At 60.7% G+C, this 17,460-nt stretch carries 15 protein-coding genes; 7 read left to right on the forward strand and 8 right to left on the reverse strand.

What is annotated here, in order from left to right; all coding sequences use genetic code 11:
* Nucleotide 1 precedes the first annotated feature (1 nt).
* Nucleotides 2-583, forward strand: coding sequence for a cob(I)yrinic acid a,c-diamide adenosyltransferase (locus KW838_RS06300; protein WP_218500705.1), 582 nt, complete (start codon nucleotides 2-4; stop codon nucleotides 581-583).
* Nucleotides 584-700: 117 nt separating this feature from the next.
* Here KW838_RS06300 and KW838_RS06305 read toward each other — a convergent pair whose 3' ends face one another.
* The 4 genes from KW838_RS06305 to secA form a co-directional block, all read right to left on the reverse strand.
* The gene (locus KW838_RS06305; protein ID WP_102698383.1) at nucleotides 701-1,645 is read right to left on the reverse strand and encodes a Nudix family hydrolase; all 945 of its coding nucleotides are present in this window, start codon (nucleotides 1,643-1,645) and stop codon (nucleotides 701-703) included.
* Entirely contained in the window at nucleotides 1,642-2,274 is a 633-nt protein-coding gene (locus KW838_RS06310) for a glutathione S-transferase family protein (RefSeq protein WP_102698384.1), read from the reverse strand. Before KW838_RS06310 ends, KW838_RS06305 begins: the two co-directional genes overlap by 4 nt.
* 140 nt (nucleotides 2,275-2,414) lie before the next feature.
* On the reverse strand, nucleotides 2,415-3,632 hold the full coding sequence (gene argJ, locus KW838_RS06315) for a bifunctional glutamate N-acetyltransferase/amino-acid acetyltransferase ArgJ (protein ID WP_102698385.1): 1,218 nt from the start codon (nucleotides 3,630-3,632) through the stop codon (nucleotides 2,415-2,417).
* A gap of 120 nt (nucleotides 3,633-3,752) precedes the next feature.
* Complete coding sequence (secA, locus tag KW838_RS06320; protein ID WP_102698386.1) at nucleotides 3,753-6,488, reverse strand: preprotein translocase subunit SecA; 2,736 nt, start codon at nucleotides 6,486-6,488, stop codon at nucleotides 3,753-3,755.
* 307 nt (nucleotides 6,489-6,795) lie between these two features.
* On the opposite strand from secA, the gene KW838_RS06325 reads away from it, so the two are divergent.
* Nucleotides 6,796-7,254 (forward strand): DUF721 domain-containing protein, encoded by a 459-nt coding sequence (locus tag KW838_RS06325; RefSeq protein ID WP_218500706.1) that lies wholly within the window; start codon nucleotides 6,796-6,798, stop codon nucleotides 7,252-7,254.
* A gap of 116 nt (nucleotides 7,255-7,370) precedes the next feature.
* On the opposite strand, the gene KW838_RS06330 is transcribed toward KW838_RS06325, so the two are convergent.
* Nucleotides 7,371-8,849, reverse strand: coding sequence for a helicase HerA-like domain-containing protein (locus KW838_RS06330; protein WP_218500707.1), 1,479 nt, complete (start codon nucleotides 8,847-8,849; stop codon nucleotides 7,371-7,373).
* A 188-nt stretch (nucleotides 8,850-9,037) separates the two neighbouring features.
* Between KW838_RS06330 and KW838_RS06335 the strand changes: the two genes are divergently transcribed.
* From KW838_RS06335 to KW838_RS06350, 4 genes are all read left to right on the forward strand, one after another.
* The gene (locus KW838_RS06335; RefSeq protein WP_218500708.1) at nucleotides 9,038-10,927 is read left to right on the forward strand and encodes a methyl-accepting chemotaxis protein; all 1,890 of its coding nucleotides are present in this window, start codon (nucleotides 9,038-9,040) and stop codon (nucleotides 10,925-10,927) included.
* A gap of 226 nt (nucleotides 10,928-11,153) precedes the next feature.
* Nucleotides 11,154-12,266 carry a glycosyltransferase family 1 protein gene (locus tag KW838_RS06340; RefSeq protein WP_218500709.1) on the forward strand — a complete coding sequence of 371 codons (1,113 nt, stop codon included), beginning with the start codon at nucleotides 11,154-11,156 and terminating at the stop codon, nucleotides 12,264-12,266.
* On the forward strand, nucleotides 12,259-13,035 hold the full coding sequence (locus tag KW838_RS06345; RefSeq protein WP_218500710.1) for a DUF2334 domain-containing protein: 777 nt from the start codon (nucleotides 12,259-12,261) through the stop codon (nucleotides 13,033-13,035). The genes KW838_RS06340 and KW838_RS06345 overlap by 8 nt, the downstream gene beginning before the upstream one ends.
* Nucleotides 13,032-14,027, forward strand: coding sequence for a lysylphosphatidylglycerol synthase transmembrane domain-containing protein (locus KW838_RS06350; RefSeq protein WP_217836226.1), 996 nt, complete (start codon nucleotides 13,032-13,034; stop codon nucleotides 14,025-14,027). Before KW838_RS06345 ends, KW838_RS06350 begins: the two co-directional genes overlap by 4 nt.
* Before the next feature lie 52 nt (nucleotides 14,028-14,079).
* On the opposite strand, the gene KW838_RS06355 is transcribed toward KW838_RS06350, so the two are convergent.
* Both KW838_RS06355 and purU read right to left on the reverse strand, forming a co-directional pair.
* Nucleotides 14,080-14,256 (reverse strand): hypothetical protein, encoded by a 177-nt coding sequence (locus tag KW838_RS06355; RefSeq protein ID WP_218500711.1) that lies wholly within the window; start codon nucleotides 14,254-14,256, stop codon nucleotides 14,080-14,082.
* A gap of 86 nt (nucleotides 14,257-14,342) precedes the next feature.
* The gene (gene purU / locus KW838_RS06360) at nucleotides 14,343-15,191 is read right to left on the reverse strand and encodes a formyltetrahydrofolate deformylase (protein ID WP_007993692.1); all 849 of its coding nucleotides are present in this window, start codon (nucleotides 15,189-15,191) and stop codon (nucleotides 14,343-14,345) included.
* A gap of 336 nt (nucleotides 15,192-15,527) precedes the next feature.
* Between purU and mvaT the strand changes: the two genes are divergently transcribed.
* Complete coding sequence (gene mvaT / locus KW838_RS06365) at nucleotides 15,528-15,905, forward strand: histone-like nucleoid-structuring protein MvaT (RefSeq protein WP_007933316.1); 378 nt, start codon at nucleotides 15,528-15,530, stop codon at nucleotides 15,903-15,905.
* 100 nt (nucleotides 15,906-16,005) lie between these two features.
* Here the strand turns inward: mvaT and sbcB are convergent, their stop codons facing one another.
* Nucleotides 16,006-17,436, reverse strand: coding sequence for an exodeoxyribonuclease I (sbcB, locus tag KW838_RS06370; protein ID WP_218500712.1), 1,431 nt, complete (start codon nucleotides 17,434-17,436; stop codon nucleotides 16,006-16,008).
* Nucleotides 17,437-17,460: the final 24 nt, after the last annotated feature.

Genomic DNA, 17,460 nt, shown 5'->3' on the forward strand with positions numbered 1-17,460 from the left:
CATGGGCTTTCGTTTGTCGAAGATTTACACCCGCACTGGCGACAAAGGCGAGACCGGGCTGGGCGATGGCCGTCGCGTCCCCAAGGATCACCCGCGGATCGAGGCCATTGGCGAAGTCGATACGCTGAACAGTCAGGTGGGCGTGTTGCTGGCCGGGTTGGCGGCACAAACGGATACTTTTGCAGGCCTGCAGGAAGTGGTCGAGGTTTTGGCGCCTTGCCAGCATCGATTGTTTGATCTGGGTGGTGAGCTGGCAATGCCGGTGTATCAGGCCTTGAATGCAGCGGAAATCGAGCGCCTGGAAGCGGCGATCGATGTGTGGAATGAAGAGCTGGGACCACTGGAAAATTTCATCTTGCCCGGCGGTTCGGCGCTGATTGCCCAGGCCCATGTCTGCCGTAGCCTGGCGCGCAGTGCCGAGCGGCGGTGTCAGCAATTGAATGCGATTGAGCCGTTGACCGGGGTTGGCCTGGCGTACATCAATCGGTTGTCGGATTTGTTGTTCGTGGTGGCGCGGCTGATTGCCAAGCGTCAGGGCGTGGCCGAGATTCTATGGCAGCCGGCGGCGAAGCCTGAGGTTTAGCCTGCGTCTGTCAGGGCCCCTTCGCGGGCAAGCCCGCTCCCACAGTGGATTTGTGGCGCACACAAAACCTGTGGGAGCGGGCTTGCTCGCGAAAGGGCCAGCAGGAGCGCTACAAAATCAGCCCTCAGGCCAAAACGCCCGAATCCCCGCCACACCCTGCGCACCCGCCGCCCAGGCTTTCTCGACCTCGGCCGGGCCAACGCCACCCAGCAGGAACACCGGCTTGCTGAAGCCCTCGATCAAACTCGACGCCTGCTCCCATCCCAACGGCTCGACACCCGGGTGAGTCAGAGTGGGTTGCACCGGCGACAGGGTCACAAAGTCCACCCCCATCTGTTCGGCCAGCACCAGTTCTTCAGCGTTATGGCACGACGCCGCCAGCCAGCGCGATGCCGGTAGCGGTCGGCCAGCCGCTGCGTATTTGCGCAACTGCGCCGAGGTGATGTGCCAACCCGCGGACGGGAAGTCGCCCAACCACTCGAACGGCCCCTTGAGCATCAATTGGGCCTTGCCGGCACACAGGCCCACCGCATCGACAGCCAGGTCGCGATATTTGGGATCGTAACCATTCGGTGCACGCAGCTGGATCAGCTTGATGCCACCGGCAATGGCTTTCTGGATGCCACGCAGCAACGCCGGGGTTTCCAGATCTTCCGGGGTAATCAGGTACTGCGATGACAATCGGGCCGCCGCGACGATCGGCTGATTGGCCGCCGGGAACTCGTAATCTGGCAGATCACGGGGCGACACCCAGGCCAGCGGTTGGCCTTCGGCGCCGTGGGGCTCGCCGCTAAACGCCGAGACCTCCCAGACATCCAGCAACACCTGCTTGTCCGGATAATCGTGCCGGACCTTGATCAGCGGGCGCGCCGCATCGACCACGATGCCCAGCTCCTCATGGAGCTCGCGGGCCAGTGCGGTTTCGACCGACTCGTCGGCCTCGACCTTGCCCCCCGGAAACTCCCACAGGCCGCCCTGGTGCTGTGAATCGGCACGGCGGGCGATCAGGATCTGGCCACTGCCATCGCGGATGACGGCGGCGGCGACATGGACTCGCTTCACTTTTCCAACTCCTCCAGTCCGGCCTTCTGCCAGGCCTTGAACGCCGGCCATTGGTAGAGGGTTTCAACATAGGCTTCGTCAGCCGCGGACAGCTTCACCCGATAGGTGCGCAGGCGTACGGCGATGGGTGCAAAAAACGCGTCGGCCAACGTGAGGCGGCCAAACAGGTACGGACCGCTCTCGGTCGCAGCGGCACGACACTCGGCCCACAACGCCGACATGCGCTCGATGTCCGCCTGGACATCGGCCGGGACCGGCGACAGCGCTGCGTCATGGCTCAGGTCGAACGGCATGTTGCCACGCATGGCGAAAAAGCCACTGTGCATCTGCGCGCACGCCGAACGCGCCTGGGCACGGGCGGCGGTGTCTTTGGGCCACAGGTTCGCATCGGGGAACCGTTCTGCCAGGTATTCGGCAATCGCCAGGGAGTCGGCGATGGTGCCGTGTTCGGTCTTCAGCAGCGGGACCTTGGCGGTCGGCGAATGCTTGAGCAGACGCTCGCGGGTGTCCGGCTGGTTCAGCTTGATCAGTTCTTCGGTGTAGGAGGCGCCAGCCAGATCGAGGGCCAGAGCGCCGCGCAGGGACCAGGAGGAATGCAGTTTGTCGCCGATGATCAGGTGCAGGCTCATGTGCGGGGTGCCTTCTCGTCAGGGTAACAAGCCAGAATATCTAGCGTCTGGTCGTCAGCCTTCGCGAGCAAGCCCGCTCCCACAGTGTCACCATTGAACCCTGTGGGAGCGGGCTTGCTCGCGAATGGAGCGACTCGGTCTTAAGTACGGTACTCGGCGTTGATCTTCACGTACTCGTGGGACAGGTCGGTGGTCCAGATGGTTTCGCTGCAATCGCCACGACCCAGCTCGATACGAATGGTGATTTCTTCCTGCTGCATCACCGCCGCACCCTGGGCTTCGGTGTAGGTCGCGGCGCGCGCGCCACGGCTGGCAATGCACACGTCACCGAGGAATACGTCGATCTTGCTCACGTCCAGGTCCGGCACACCGGCACGGCCAACGGCGGCCAGGATACGGCCCCAGTTCGGATCGGAAGCAAACAGCGCCGTCTTGATCAACGGCGAGTGAGCCACGGTGTAGCCGACATCCAGGCACTCCTGGTGATTGCCGCCGCCGTTGACCTCAACGGTCACGAACTTGGTCGCGCCTTCGCCGTCGCGAACGATGGCCTGGGCCACGTCCATGCACACTTCGAACACCGCCTGCTTCAACTTGGCGAACAGTTCGCCCTCAGCGCGGGTGATTTCCGGCAGCGCCGCCTGCCCCGTGGCGATCAGCATGCAGCAGTCGTTGGTCGACGTATCACCATCGATGGTGATGCGGTTGAACGACTTGTTGGCGCCATCGAGCATCAGGTTTTGCAACACATCGCGGGAGACTTTGGCGTCGGTCGCGATGTAGCCGAGCATGGTCGCCATGTTCGGGCGAATCATGCCGGCGCCTTTGCTGATGCCGGTCACGGTGACGGTCACGCCGTCGTGCTGGAACTGACGGCTGGCACCTTTGGGCAGGGTGTCGGTGGTCATGATGCCGGTGGCGGCAGCTTCCCAGTTGTGGATCGACAGGTCATCAAGGGCCGCTTGCAGTGCGCCTTCGATTTTCTCCACAGGCAACGGTTCGCCGATCACACCGGTGGAGTACGGTAGCACCTGGCTGGCTTCGACGCCGGTCAGCTCCGCCAGTTTGGCGCAAGTGCGCTCGGCGGCGGCCAGGCCTGGCTCGCCGGTACCGGCGTTGGCATTGCCGGTGTTGGTCAGCAGGTAACGCACAGGGCCTTGTACGCGTTGCTTGGCCAGGATCACCGGGGCGGCGCAAAAGGCGTTCAGGGTGAACACGCCGGCTACCGTGGAGCCTTCAACACAGCGCATGACCACAACATCCTTGCGCCCCGGGCGCTTGATGCCAGCCGAGGCGATACCGAGTTCAAAACCGGCAACCGGGTGCAACGTTGGCAAAGGACCAAGACCAACAGCCATGAATGCGCTCCTTTATAAATGATGTCAGCACCGTTTCAGGAAGACGGTGGTTCGAATGGTAAAACGCCGCGACGGCAGAAGCCGGTCGCGGCGCGGGTATTTCAGCGATTGAAACGGGTTTTACTGGATCTGCCCGTGGCAATGCTTGAACTTCTTGCCCGAACCGCAGTAGCACAGCTCATTGCGACCCAGCTTATGCTCGCTGCGAACCGGGGCAGCGGCGAGCGCCACATCGATCTCTTCACCCAGCACTTCCGGTTGCTCCAGGCCTGGCGCTTCTTCATGCAGGAACTGCATGCGAGCGGCCAATGCTTCGGCTTCCTGGCGCAGGCGCTGCTCTTCCTCGATCGGGTCTTCGCGGCGAACCTGAACGTGGGACAGCACACGGATCGAGTCGCGCTTGATCGAGTCCAGCAACTCGGAGAACAGGGTAAACGACTCGCGCTTGTATTCCTGTTTCGGGTTCTTCTGGGCATAACCACGCAAGTGGATACCGTGACGCAGGTGGTCCATGGTCGACAGGTGGTCTTTCCACAGGTCGTCCAGAACGCGCAGAACGATTTGCTTCTCGAAGGTGCGCAGCGCTTCGGCGCCCGCCTGGTCTTCTTTCTCGTTGTACGCCGCGACGAGCTCGTTCATGAGCTTCTCGCGCAGGGTTTCTTCGTACAGGTGATCGTCTTCGTCGAGCCATTGCTGGATCGGCAGCGTCACACCGAAGTCACTCTGCAACGCTGCTTCCAGACCGGCCACGTCCCACTGCTCAGGCAGCGATTGCGGAGGAATGTGCGCACTGACGGTGGCGTCGAGCACGTCCTGACGGAAGTCAGCGATGGTCTCGCCGATGTTGTCGGCGGCCAGCAACGTGTTACGCATGTGATAGATCACTTTACGCTGTTCGTTGTTGACGTCGTCGAACTCGAGCAGTTGCTTGCGGATGTCGAAGTTGCGGCCTTCAACCTTGCGCTGGGCCTTTTCAATGGCGTTGGTCACCATGCGGTGCTCGATCGCCTCACCAGGCTGCATGCCCAGGGCCTTCATGAAGTTCTTCACCCGGTCAGAGGCGAAGATGCGCATCAGGCTGTCTTCCAGCGACAGGTAGAAACGGCTGGAACCGGCGTCGCCCTGACGACCGGCACGACCACGCAACTGGTTGTCGATACGGCGCGATTCATGACGCTCGGATGCAATCACCTGCAAACCACCCGATTCGAGCACTTGCTGGTGACGCTTCTGCCAGTCGGCCTTGATCTGGGCAATCTGCTCAGGGGTCGGGTTTTCCAGGGAAGCCACTTCCACTTCCCAGTTACCGCCCAACAGGATGTCGGTACCACGACCGGCCATGTTGGTGGCGATGGTCAGTGCACCCGGGCGACCGGCCTGGGCAATGATCTCGGCTTCCTTTTCGTGGAACTTGGCGTTCAGAACCTTGTGTTCGATGCCTTCCTTCACAAGCAGGCTGGACATGTGCTCGGAGGTTTCGATGGTGGCGGTACCCACCAGCACCGGACGACCGGCGGCCATGCTTTCCTTGATGTCAGCCACGATTGCCGCGTATTTCTCGTCGGCGGTCAGGAACACCAGGTCGTTGTAGTCTTTACGTGCCAGCGGCTTGTTCGGCGGAATCACCATGACCTGCAGGCCGTAGATCTGGTGGAACTCGAACGCTTCGGTGTCGGCCGTACCGGTCATGCCGGACAGTTTGTTGTACAGACGGAAGTAGTTCTGGAAGGTGGTCGACGCCAGCGTCTGGCTTTCGGCCTGGATGTTCAGGTTTTCCTTGGCTTCGATGGCCTGGTGCAGGCCTTCGGACAAACGGCGACCCGGCATGGTACGGCCGGTGTGTTCGTCGACCAGTACGACCTGACCGTCCTGCACGATGTATTCGACGTTGCGATGGAACAGCTTGTGCGCACGCAGGCCGGCGTAGACGTGAGTCAGCAGGCTCAGGTTGTGCGCCGAGTACAGGCTTTCGCCTTCAGCCAGCAGGCCGATGCGGGTCAGCGTTTCTTCGACGTACTGGTGACCGGCTTCGTTGAGTTCGACCTGACGGGTCTTCTCGTCGACGGTGAAGTGACCGGCCTGGGTCACTTCGCCTTCGACTTCTTCAACGTGCAGCTTGAGCTGCGGGATCAGCTTGTTGACTTCGATGTACAGCTTGGAGCTGTCCTCGGCCTGACCGGAGATGATCAGCGGCGTACGGGCTTCGTCGATGAGGATGGAGTCGACTTCGTCGATCACGGCAAAATTGAGTTCGCGCTGGAATTTTTCTTCCATGCTGAACGCCATGTTGTCGCGCAGGTAATCGAACCCGAATTCGTTGTTGGTGCCGTAGGTGATGTCGGCGGCGTAGGCAGCACGCTTCTCTTCCGGCGGCTGGAACGGCGTGACAACGCCGACCGTCAGGCCGAGGAATTCATACAGCGGGCGCATCCAGTTGGCGTCGCGGCGGGCCAGGTAGTCGTTCACCGTCACAACGTGCACGCCGTTGCCGGACAGCGCGTTGAGGTAAACGCCCAGTGTTGCCACCAGGGTCTTGCCTTCACCGGTACGCATTTCCGCGATCATGCCTTCATGCAAGGTCATGCCGCCGATCAGCTGGACATCGAAGTGGCGCATGCCCATGACACGCTTGCCGGCTTCGCGGGCGACCGCAAAGGCTTCTGGCAGGAGCTTGTCGAGGGATTCCCCTTTGGCGATGCGGGCCTTGAACTCGCTGGTCTTGGCACGCAATTGATCGTCCGAAAGGGCCACCATTTGCTCTTCGAAGGCATTGACGAGTTGCACCGTCTTGAGCATGCGTTTGACTTCACGCTCGTTCTTGCTTCCAAAAAGTTTCTTTAACAAAGGCGCAAACATATCGGCAGGATCTTCCACACTAAAGGGATGGAGGGCGGCCCCGTGAGTCGCCCGTGCAGCCCTCATGGCCGCATGCGAACGAGCATTCTACCCGGAAACGGTGGTGAGGAAAGTGGCGATATTCCACGATGCTGGCACAGCGCTTTGACGGGGCTCACTTAAAATAGGGGCGTTTTGCTCAACTTCAAGCCGTTCAAGGCAGAAGTTAGTCGTTGATTTAATGGGTAAAGCGCCCACAAAAGCAATGGGCGGGTGCATCCGGTGCTTTCTGCTACCATGGCGGCTCTGTTACTTCAGGTGTCTGATCATGGCATTTCGCCCACTTACGGCCAAAGTACCCGCCGTTCTACTACGCGAAGCCAAGCCGCTGAAAGCCATTCTAGGCCACGCTCAACGCCTGGGTCATTTGCAACGTTTGCTCGAAAGCCAATTGCAACCCGCCGCTCGCGAGCATTGCCACGTGGCGTCCTGGCGCGAAGGCAGTTTGTTGCTGATTGTCACCGACGGCCATTGGGCAACCCGCCTGCGCTACCAGCAGAAGCGCCTGCAGCGGCAACTGCAACTGTTCGACGAGTTTGCCAACCTGACGCGAATCCTGTTCAAGGTACAGCCACCGACCGTCCAGCGGGGCGCGGCCGGGCACACCATGGATCTGTCGGACAATGCGGCCGCGACCATCCAGGCCACGGCCGACGGGATCAGCGACCCGAATCTGCGGGCAGCGCTGGAGCGACTGGCGGCGCACGCCAAGACCAGAACCTCATAGGCGCCCTCTGTGGGAGCGAGCCTGCTCGCGAAGGCGGCATAACATTCAACAATGATGTTGCCTGACACACCGATTCGCGAGCAGGCTCGCTCCCACAGTTAGATTGTGTCCACTCACTAGCGACGTTTGCTGCCGCCCAGCAACGACCCCATCAAGCCGCGCACCAACTGTCGGCCAAGCTGGTTCGCCGCCTGTTGCATCGCCGATTTAAGTGCCTTCCCTGCTGCCGTACCGAGGAATTCCCCGGCCTGCTCGGTGAAACTCGGCTCCTGTTTGCCCTGCTCCGCTTCGGGCTCGGGCGCCAGGCCCTTGCGCCCCATCAGCACTTCATAGGCCGATTGACGGTCAATCGGCTTGTCATAGCGGCCCTGCAACGGCGAACCGGCAATCAGCGCCGTACGCTCGGCGCCGGTCAAAGGCCCGATCCGCGATTGCGGCGGCGCGACCAGCACCCGCTGAACCATTTCCGGGGTGCCTTTTTCCTGCAGCGTGCCGACAAGCGCCTCGCCGATCCCGAGTTCGGTCAACACCGACAACGTATCGAACGCCGGATTCGGCCGGAAACCTTCGGCCACTGCGCGCAGGGACTTTTGCTCCTTGGCGGTAAACGCACGCAGACCGTGCTGGATGCGCAGGCCCAGCTGAGCCAGCACATCATCAGGCAGGTCACCCGGCGACTGGGTGACGAAATACACGCCCACGCCTTTTGAACGAATCAGCCTCACCACTTGTTCCAGGCGATCACGCAATGCCTGGGGCGTGCCGTTGAACAACAAGTGGGCCTCGTCGAAAAACAGCGCCAGCAAGGGTTTGTCGGCATCGCCACGCTCCGGCAATTGCTCGAATAGTTCGGCCAGCAGCCACAGCAGGAACGTCGCGTAGACTTTCGGCGCTTCATGCACCAGACGGCTGGCATCCAGCAAATGGATTCGCCCGCGGCCATCGGCAGTGGGTTGGAGGATGTCTTCAAGTTGCAGCGCCGGCTCACCGAACAAGGCATCGGCGCCCTGTTGTTCCAGGGTCGCCAGACGTCGCAGCAGCGCCTGGCTGGAGCCGGTGGTCATCAATGCCGCATCGTCGCCCAGCAACTCGGGGTTGTCCCGCAGGTGATTGAGCAACGCCTTCAGATCCTTGAGATCGAGCAACAACAGGCCTTCGCGGTCCGCCACCTTGAACGCCGCGTACAGCGCCGACTGCTGACTGTCGGTCAGTTCCAGCAGGCTGCCCAACAGCAGCGGCCCCATTTCACTCAAGGTTGTGCGTAAAGGATGACCGGACTGGCCCTGTACGTCCCACAACGTCACCGGATAAGCCTGAGGCTTGTGGTTGAGCCATGGCATACCGGCAATCCGCTCGGCGACCTTGCCCTGGGGATTGCCCGCGGCGCCAAGGCCGCACAGGTCACCCTTGATGTCGGCGGCGAACACCGCCACGCCGGCATCGCTGAAAGCCTCGGCCAGTCGTTGCAACGTCACGGTTTTTCCGGTGCCGGTCGCGCCCGCGATCAAACCGTGGCGATTGGCCAGGCGCATGGCCTGGGCAATCGGCTGCCCCTTGAGGTCGGCGCCGATAACGAGTTGCAGTGAGTCAGGCATTTGGTCACCCATGATTAATCTTTGGTCCTACACGGCCGATAGAGATAACGACAAAGCAGTCAGACACGATCTGGTAGGAAATTTCCCTAAGGAGAGTCGGAAAATTCAATTGCTTTCAACCTTGCCCGTCGTGCGTCCCTTTATAAAAGCACGCGCTGGACATTAAGACCTTAGCGGAACCCCAAGCCATGAACAAAAATCTGCGTTTCAGCCATAAAATCCTGCTTGCCGCCGCCCTCATTGTTATTGCCGCCTTCGCCTCATTCACGCTGTACAACGACTATTTGCAGCGCAATGCCATCCGCGAAGACCTCGATAACTATCTCAACGAGATGGGTGACGTCACCGCCAACAACATCCAGACCTGGCTGGCCGGGCGTATTTTGCTGATCGAGAACCTCTCGCAAAACATCGCCATCAACCCCGAACAAGCCAATGTCGCCAGCCTGCTTGAGCAGAAAAGCCTGACGTCGACCTTCATGGCGTCCTACCTGGGTGATGCCACCGGACACTTCACCATTCGTCCGGATGCGAAGATGCCCGACGGTTTCGATCCGCGTGTTCGCCCCTGGTACAAAGGCGCTGAAAACAGCAGCACGCCGACCCTGACTGAACCCTACATCGATGCGGCAACCGGTCAACTGATCATCTCGATGGCCACGGCTTCGAAAAAAGCCGGACAGAGCGTCGGTGTGGTGGGTGGCGACCTGAGCCTGCAAACCCTGATCGCGACCCTCAGCGCCCGCGACTTTGATGGCATGGGCTACGCATTTCTGGTCAGCGCCGACGGCAAGATCCTGGTTCACCCGGACAAAGCGCTGGTGATGAAGTCCCTGAGCGAGGCGTATCCGAAAGACACCCCGCGCATCGGCAACGGCTTCAGCGAAGTGGACGTCGACGGCAAGACCCGCATTGTCAGCTTTACCCCGATCAAGGGCTTGCCTTCGGTCAACTGGTACATCGGTCTGTCGGTCGACAAGGAAAAAGCCTACTCGATGCTCAGCGAGTTCCGTACCTCGGCTGTGGTTGCAACCCTCATTGCCGTGGCCATCATCATCGCCCTGCTCGGCATGTTGATACGCATCCTGATCCAGCCGTTGCACGTCATGACCCGCGCCATGGCCGACATCGCCGACGGCGAAGGTGATCTGACCAAACGCCTGACCATCCAGAACAATGACGAATTCGGCACCCTGGGCACCGCGTTCAACCGTTTCGTCGAGCGCATTCACGGCTCGATCCGCGAAGTGTCCTCGGCCACCGGGCAAGTCAACGAAGTGGCGTTGCGCGTGGTCGCGGCTTCCAACTCGTCGATGTTCAACTCCGACCAGCAAGCCTCGCGTACCAGCAGTGTCGCGGCCGCCATTAATCAGCTCGGCGCCGCCGCGCAGGAAATCGCCCGCAACGCCGCCCAGGCTTCGAGCCAGGCCAGCGATGCCCGCAGCCTGGCCGAAGACGGCCAGCAAGTGGTGGACCGCAGTATCGTGGCGATGAATCAACTGTCGAGCATGCTCAGCGCCTCGAGCACCAACATCGAATCGCTGAACAGCAAAACCGTGAACATCGGGCAGATTCTCGAAGTGATCACCAGCATTTCCCAGCAAACCAACCTGCTGGCACTCAATGCCGCGATTGAAGCCGCCCGTGCCGGTGAAGCCGGTCGGGGTTTTGCCGTGGTGGCGGACGAGGTGCGCAACCTGGCACACCGCACGCAGGAATCGGCGCAACAGGTGCAAACCATGATCGAGGAGCTGCAAGTCGGCGCCCGGGAATCGGTGAGCACCATGAGCGACAGTCAACGCCACAGCCAGGACAGTGTGGAAATCGCCAACCTCGCGGGCGAACGCCTGAACAGCGTGACCTTGCGTATCGGGGAAATCGACGGCATGAACCAGTCGGTGGCCACCGCGACCGAAGAACAGACCGCCGTGGTGGAGTCGATCAACGTCGACATCACCGAGATCAACACGCTGAACCAGGAAGGCGTGGAAAACCTGCAATCGACCTTGCGCGCGTGCTCGGACCTTGAGCAGCAGGCGGCGCGATTGAAGCAGTTGGTGGGTAGCTTCAGGATCTGAGGCGCTCTTGCGGGCCCCTTCGCGGGCAAGCCCGCTCCCACAGGGATCTTGGGTGTCAACACAATTTGTGCTTCACCTTGACTACTGTGGGAGCGGGCTTGCCCGCGAAGGCGGCCGGTCAAACGATACATCCCCCCGGCTGACACCCACCCGCACAACCCCAACCGAACATCTATCCTTCATAAAGGTCAACCAAGGGAATACCGGGACCGGAGGATCGTTCATCGTGCATATCGCTGACATCACCATGTTCTACGCCCCTGCCAGCGGTGGCGTGCGCACTTATCTGGATGCAAAGCACCGTCGCCTGGGCATCAAGCCGGGCATTCGCCACAGTTTGCTGATCCCCGGATCGTCCTTGAGCGAGCAGGATGGCATCTTCACCGTTCCGGCCCCTGCCCTGCCTTTCGGCAAAGGCTATCGCTTCCCTCTGCGTCTCGCGCCCTGGCGCAATGTCCTGCAGGATTTGCAACCTGACCTGATAGAGGTCGGCGACCCCTACCTCACCGCATGGGCAGCGCTGGACGCGCGGCGGCAACTCGATGTACCGGTCATAGGTTTCTATCATTCGGACCTGCCGCTGCTGGTCAGCAACCGCATGGGCAACTGGGTGACCAATAACGTCGAGGCCTATGTCAGCAAGCTCTACGGCAACTTCGACCGGGTGCTGGCGCCCAGTCGGGTCATGGCCGACAAACTCACCGGGCTCGGGGTCAGGAATGTGTTCGTGCAACCCTTGGGCGTCGACCTGCAAACCTTCAATCCCGATGCCAGAGACCCCGGGCTGCGGGCCGAGTTGGGCCTGGACGATAACACCCGGCTGCTGATCTTCGCCGGGCGCGGTTCCAAGGAAAAAAACCTGCCAGTGCTGCTCGACTGCATGAAACGCCTGGGCCGACGCTATCACCTGCTGCTGGTTGGCTCATCGATGCCGACGGCCGTGCCGTCCAATGTGACGGTGATCGACCAGTTCTGCCCGGCGCCGCAGGTGGCCCGCCTGATGGCCAGCGCCGACGCATTGCTGCACGCCGGCGATCAGGAAACCTTCGGTCTGGTGATACTCGAAGCCATGGCCAGCGGTATTCCGGTGGTGGCCGTGGCGGCCGGGGCATTCGAGGAAATCGTCACCGAGGACTGTGGCCGGCTCTGCGCGCCGAACGATCCAGCCGCGATGGCCACCGCTGTTCGAGAGCTGTTCGGCTCGGGCAGCGTAGCGCTGGGCCGCCAAGCGCGGTTACATGTCGAACGACATTACGCCTGGGATGCGGTGGTCACCAGCTTGCTGTGCCACTACCACGCCGTGTTGGGCAGCCAATGGCCGCTGACTGCCAATGGTTGAGCCCATGAACAGGCCCGCTTTACTGCTGGTGCTGCACGACGTGGCACCTCCCACCTGGGCCGACTACCAACCGTTCGTCAAAGCCGTCGATGCCTTGGGGGGCGTGCCGATCACCTGGCTGGTGGTTCCGGATTACCACAAACACAACAATCTGGACGTCCATCCGCCGTTATGCCGCCAACTCAGTGCCAGGGTCGCCCGGGGCGACGAACTGGCACTGCATGGCTATTTCCATTGCGACGAAGGGCCGATGCCCCTCAATCCCCGCGACTGGTTCATGCGTCGGGTCTACACCCACGAAGGCGAGTTTTATCGTTTGTCACAAGAAGCCGCCCTCGCCCGCCTGCGTTCGGGCATCGAGATGTTCCACCGGCATGACTGGCCGCTGGAAGGGTTCGTCGCCCCGGCCTGGTTGATGAGCCAAGGCACTCGCCAGGCATTGCGCCAACTGCCGTTGAGTTACACCAGCGACTCGCAGCATTTATACCGGCTACCGGATTTCACCGCGATTGAAGCCCCGGGGCTGGTCTGGAGTGCGCGCAGTGCCTGGCGCCGGGGGGTATCGAAGCTCGTCAGCGACCGCCGTGAACAACGCTGGCAGCACGCCCCGGTGATTCGCCTGGGCTTGCATCCGGTGGACATGCGCCATGAGTTCTCGCACCGATACTGGCTGCGAACCCTTGAGCGCCTGCTCGATAATGGACGCGTTCCAATGACCAAGTCCCAGTGGCTGGCGCTGCAAAACAACCGAATGGGCTGTGCCGCATGAGTCGTGCCCTGCTGTTGCTCGTCGGCCTGCTCGCAGCGGTGCTGATTCCACTGCTGTTGGGCGGCAGCGAAATCGGCTCCCGGCTGAGCGGTTTTCCGCTGCCGTGGCTGTTGATCATGTTCGGAATGATCCTGCTGTGCTGGGGCGTGAACACCCTGCGTTTGCGTCTGTTGCTGGGGGATCAATGCCACAAGGTCAGCCGGCTCAGGAGCCTTGGCGTGGTGATGGCCGCCGAATTTGCCTACTGCGCCACGCCCGGCGGCAGCGGCGGGCCGCTGACGATCATGGCGTTGCTGGCGCGTCACGGCGTGCGTCCGGCCAGGGGCAGTGCCGTGTTTGCCATGGACCAACTGAGCGACTTGCTGTTTTTCCTCTGCGCCCTGAGCGGGATTCTTGTTTACGCCCTGTTCCAGCACCTCAGCCAGCGCATGGAATGGATGCTGATGGTCAGCGCTGTCTCGCTGTTCGGCGGTTTGATCACCTGCGCCATGGTCGCCCGCTATCACCGCTCGTTGATTCGCCTGAGCGGTCGATGGCTCGCCCGGGTCAATGTCAAGGCGGCCACGCGAATGCGCTGGGCGCGCAAGCTCCTGCAGTTTCTGGCGGCATTTACCGATACGCTGAAATTACCCGCGCAGACCTTGATCAAGGTATTCGTCCTGACCTGTGTGCATTGGCTCCTGCGCTACAGCGTGCTCTATCTGGCGCTGCGCGGGCTCGGCGCGGATTTGCAGTGGGCCTGGAGTTTTCTGATCCAGATGCTGGCGCTCAGCGCCGGACAATTCAGCCTTCTGCCGGGCGGAGCCGGGGCGGCGGAGCTGACGTCGGCGGCGCTATTGGCCCCCATGGTCGGGAAATCCACGGCCGCCGCGGCGATTCTGATTTGGCGGGCGGTGACGTATTACTTCTACTTGCTGGTCGGTGGGCCGGTATTTTTGCTGATGCTGGGGCGGCCGCTGCTGAAGAAATTGATGAAAATCAGGCAGGCCTGAAAAGATCGCAGCCTGCGGCAGCTCCTACAGGGTACGCAGGCTGCGATCTTTTTTAATCCTTCCCGGCTTCATCGTCAGACTCCTGCTGCAGCTGCTCCCACAACTCGGCCGCCCCCGGAAACTCCGTACCGTCTTCAGGCCCCATGTCATCCGGGTCGAAGCGGCTCAGGCAACCCTCGCCCAGCGTGGCGGGAGCCCGGGATGTGGCTTTGTCCAGTGGATCGGCCATGGTCATGTCCTCGGTGCAGAAACGGCGAAGGGCCTGGAGCGATTGAACGCCCAGGCCCTTCGAATTTCAACCGCGTCGTGCGTCTATCAGAAGACGACGGTTTTGTTGCCGTGCACCAGCACCCGGTCTTCCAGGTGATAACGCAGGCCACGGGCCAGCACCATTTTCTCGACATCGCGGCCGAAACGCACCATGTCTTCGATGCTGTCGCTGTGGCTGACACGCACCACGTCCTGCTCGATGATCGGTCCGGCATCCAGCTCTTCGGTCACATAGTGGCAGGTCGCGCCGATCAGCTTCACACCGCGCAGGGAGGCCTGGTGATACGGCTTGGCACCGACGAACGACGGCAGGAAGCTGTGGTGAATGTTGATCACCTTGTGCGCGTATTCGCTGCACAGCTCGGGCGGCAGGATTTGCATGTAACGGGCCAGCACCACCACTTCGGCATCGTGCTGTTTGACCAGGCGCGACACCTCGGCGAAAGCCGGCTGCTTGTCCTGCGGATTGACCGGGACGTGGTAGTACGGAATGCCGTGCCACTCCACCATGCTGCGCAAGTCATCATGGTTGGAAATCACGCAGGAGATTTCGCAGTCCAGTTCATCGCTGTGCCAGCGATGCAGCAAGTCGGCCAGGCAGTGCGACTCGCGGCTGGCCATCAGCACGACACGCTTCTTTTGTTCGGTATCGGTGATGCGCCAGTCCATCGAGAACTCTTCGGCGATCGGGGCAAAGGCTTCGCGAAACGCTTCGATACCAAATGGCAGGGAGTCGGCACGGATTTCGTGACGCATGAAGAACCAGCCACTGAGATTGTCCGAGTGATGGCTCGCTTCAGTGATCCAACCGTTGTGTGATGCCAGAAAGTTACTGACTTTGGCAACGATGCCAACACGGTCCGGGCAAGAAATCACCAGACGAAAAGTGCGCATGAGGGGGAAACTCCAGAACTTCGCAAAGGCCGCCATTCTAGCGATTGCGCAGCAAAACTGCAGTATTGTTGACGTTTCGCCCTGCCGGAAGGTCGATGCGGCTGGACGGCCAACACCCGTGCCGGTTCGTCCGGATGCTCTAGCGCTGCCGGGCAATTGTTAAATTATGTATATCTGACGGACCTGGATCACATTAATAACGGCATTACCAATGTTCGCCCAAGACAAGGCAACTAAATCAAATAAAGTTGGCTTATATGTTTACTTGATGAAACACCGTGACTATTATTGCCGCACTGTCACCTGCCATCCAGCGTACAACATAAGGTAGTTCCCATGTCCTTGATCAACGAATATCGCGCCACCGAAGAAGCTATCAAAGAGCTGCAAGCCCGTTTGAAGAACCTGTCCCAAGACGACAAACTGCAAACCGAGCTGGAATTCGAAGGCAAACTGCGCACCTTGATGGGTGAATACTCCAAGTCCCTGCGTGACATCATCGCGCTGCTGGATCCAGAGTCGAAAACCAAGGCACCACGCGGCGGTGCAGTGAAAACTACCGGCACCAAGCGTGCTCGCAAAGTTAAACAATACAAAAACCCGCACAACGGCGAAGTCATCGAAACCAAAGGTGGCAACCACAAGACTCTGAAAGAGTGGAAAGCCAAGTGGGGCGGCGACGTGGTAGAAGGCTGGGCTACCCTGCTGGGCTAAGCCTCAGAGCTTGTCGCAGATGGATCCGTGACAAAAAAAGAACGCCAGCAAATGCTGGCGTTTTTTTATGCGCGGGGTTTAAGCACCGCCAGGTTCGATTTCAAAGGTGCATACGCTGACGCAGTCCCTGGACATAATCCTGCCACTCACCGAGCACCCCCTGCTGAAATGGAGTGGCACTAACGCTCAATTGGGCCGCGGCCTCTACAAAACTTTCGAGGGTATTTGGCGCCCCCCATCCGGGGTCTGACAAACGTTTCTGACAGAATATTCGCCAGCGCTCTTGCTCCTCGGCATTCAACGTATCGGGAAAGTTGCGTGCGCGATATCGAAACAATAATTCAGGCAAGCGTTCGTCATCGAAAGGCCACTGCTCTTGTGCCAACTGCATCGGGTCGACGGTTCTGACTTGTTCGCACAAACGCCGGTCCCGATCACCGATGAATCCATCGTATAACTGTTGCTCCGGATCCTGGCTCTGGGAAAAGTCTTCGCGGGCATAAATCCCCAGGACTTTATCCAGCCAAACTTTCCGCGCGTCATTTAGCCGCAGCACTCGCTGCTGATACAGCGCCATGTCCAGACCCAGGCGCTGCTGATCCTCCTGGCGAAGTACCGACAACGGGGCCACCACCGGGCACTTGTTGATGTGAATCAACTTCAACGGTACCGGCAATTCCCCCTCGGCCAGTTGGTCGTGACGGGTATACAAGCGCTGACGCAAACTTTCGGCATCCAGGTCGAGCAGGCCCTGGGGGTCGAGGTGCAGGTCACAGACGATCAGGGCGTTCTTGTTGCGTGGGTGCCAGGCCAGCGGCAACACCACCCCCACATAGCTGCGCGCCGCCGAAAAGCGCCCGGAAACATGCACCAGCGGTTGCAGCAGGCGTATCTGGTCCATGACTTTCTGCTTGCTGCGCAGTTGAAACAGCCAGGCGTAGAGCTTGGGTTGTTTTTCCCGAATGAGGCGCGCCAGGGCAATCGTCGCGCGAACGTCCGACAGCGCCTCGTGGGCATTGCCATGATCGATGCCATTGGCAGCGGTCAGGCGCTCGAGCTTGAGCGTGACCCGCCCTTCGTCGTCCGTCGGCCATTGCAGGCCATCGGGGCGCAAGGCATAAGCGGCACGCACCACATCGATCAGGTCCCAGCGGCTGTTGCCGCCCTGCCATTCCCGCGCATAAGGGTCGAAAAAGTTTCGGTACAGGCTGTAGCGGGTCATCTCGTCATCGAAACGCAGCGTGTTGTACCCCGCGCCACAGGTGCCCGGTGCCGCGAGCTGGGCATGCACCCGGGTCATGAAATCGGCTTCGCTCAAGCCCTGCGCCTGCAGTTGCCCGGGCGTGATTCCCGTGATCGCACACGCGGCCGGGTGCGGCAGGATGTCGTCGCTGGGCTGGCAATACAGATTGACCGGCTCGTCGATTTCATTGAGATCGAAGTCGGTGCGCAGGCCGGCCATTTGCAACGGACGGTCGCAACGGGGATTGATGCCAGTGGTTTCGTAGTCGTACCAGAAGATGGAGGTCACGGGCGATTCCTGAACTGAAGATCG

This window comes from Pseudomonas sp. PDM27 (assembly GCF_019219205.1).
Classification (GTDB): Bacteria; Pseudomonadota; Gammaproteobacteria; order Pseudomonadales; family Pseudomonadaceae; genus Aquipseudomonas; species Aquipseudomonas laurylsulfatiphila.

What these genes read in the sequence shown, in the direction of transcription:
- secA (WP_102698386.1), bottom strand. Translation starts at nt 6,488, where the DNA reads ATGTTTGCGCCTTTGTTAAAGAAACTTTTTGGAAGCAAGAACGAGCGT.
- argJ (WP_102698385.1), bottom strand. Translation starts at nt 3,632, where the DNA reads ATGGCTGTTGGTCTTGGTCCTTTGCCAACGTTGCACCCGGTTGCCGGT.
- KW838_RS06355 (WP_218500711.1), bottom strand. Translation starts at nt 14,256, where the DNA reads ATGGCCGATCCACTGGACAAAGCCACATCCCGGGCTCCCGCCACGCTG.
- KW838_RS06335 (WP_218500708.1), top strand. Translation starts at nt 9,038, where the DNA reads ATGAACAAAAATCTGCGTTTCAGCCATAAAATCCTGCTTGCCGCCGCC.
- mvaT (WP_007933316.1), top strand. Translation starts at nt 15,528, where the DNA reads ATGTCCTTGATCAACGAATATCGCGCCACCGAAGAAGCTATCAAAGAG.
- KW838_RS06345 (WP_218500710.1), top strand. Translation starts at nt 12,259, where the DNA reads ATGGTTGAGCCCATGAACAGGCCCGCTTTACTGCTGGTGCTGCACGAC.
- KW838_RS06350 (WP_217836226.1), top strand. Translation starts at nt 13,032, where the DNA reads ATGAGTCGTGCCCTGCTGTTGCTCGTCGGCCTGCTCGCAGCGGTGCTG.
- KW838_RS06325 (WP_218500706.1), top strand. Translation starts at nt 6,796, where the DNA reads ATGGCATTTCGCCCACTTACGGCCAAAGTACCCGCCGTTCTACTACGC.
- KW838_RS06300 (WP_218500705.1), top strand. Translation starts at nt 2, where the DNA reads ATGGGCTTTCGTTTGTCGAAGATTTACACCCGCACTGGCGACAAAGGC.
- KW838_RS06330 (WP_218500707.1), bottom strand. Translation starts at nt 8,849, where the DNA reads ATGCCTGACTCACTGCAACTCGTTATCGGCGCCGACCTCAAGGGGCAG.
- purU (WP_007993692.1), bottom strand. Translation starts at nt 15,191, where the DNA reads ATGCGCACTTTTCGTCTGGTGATTTCTTGCCCGGACCGTGTTGGCATC.
- KW838_RS06310 (WP_102698384.1), bottom strand. Translation starts at nt 2,274, where the DNA reads ATGAGCCTGCACCTGATCATCGGCGACAAACTGCATTCCTCCTGGTCC.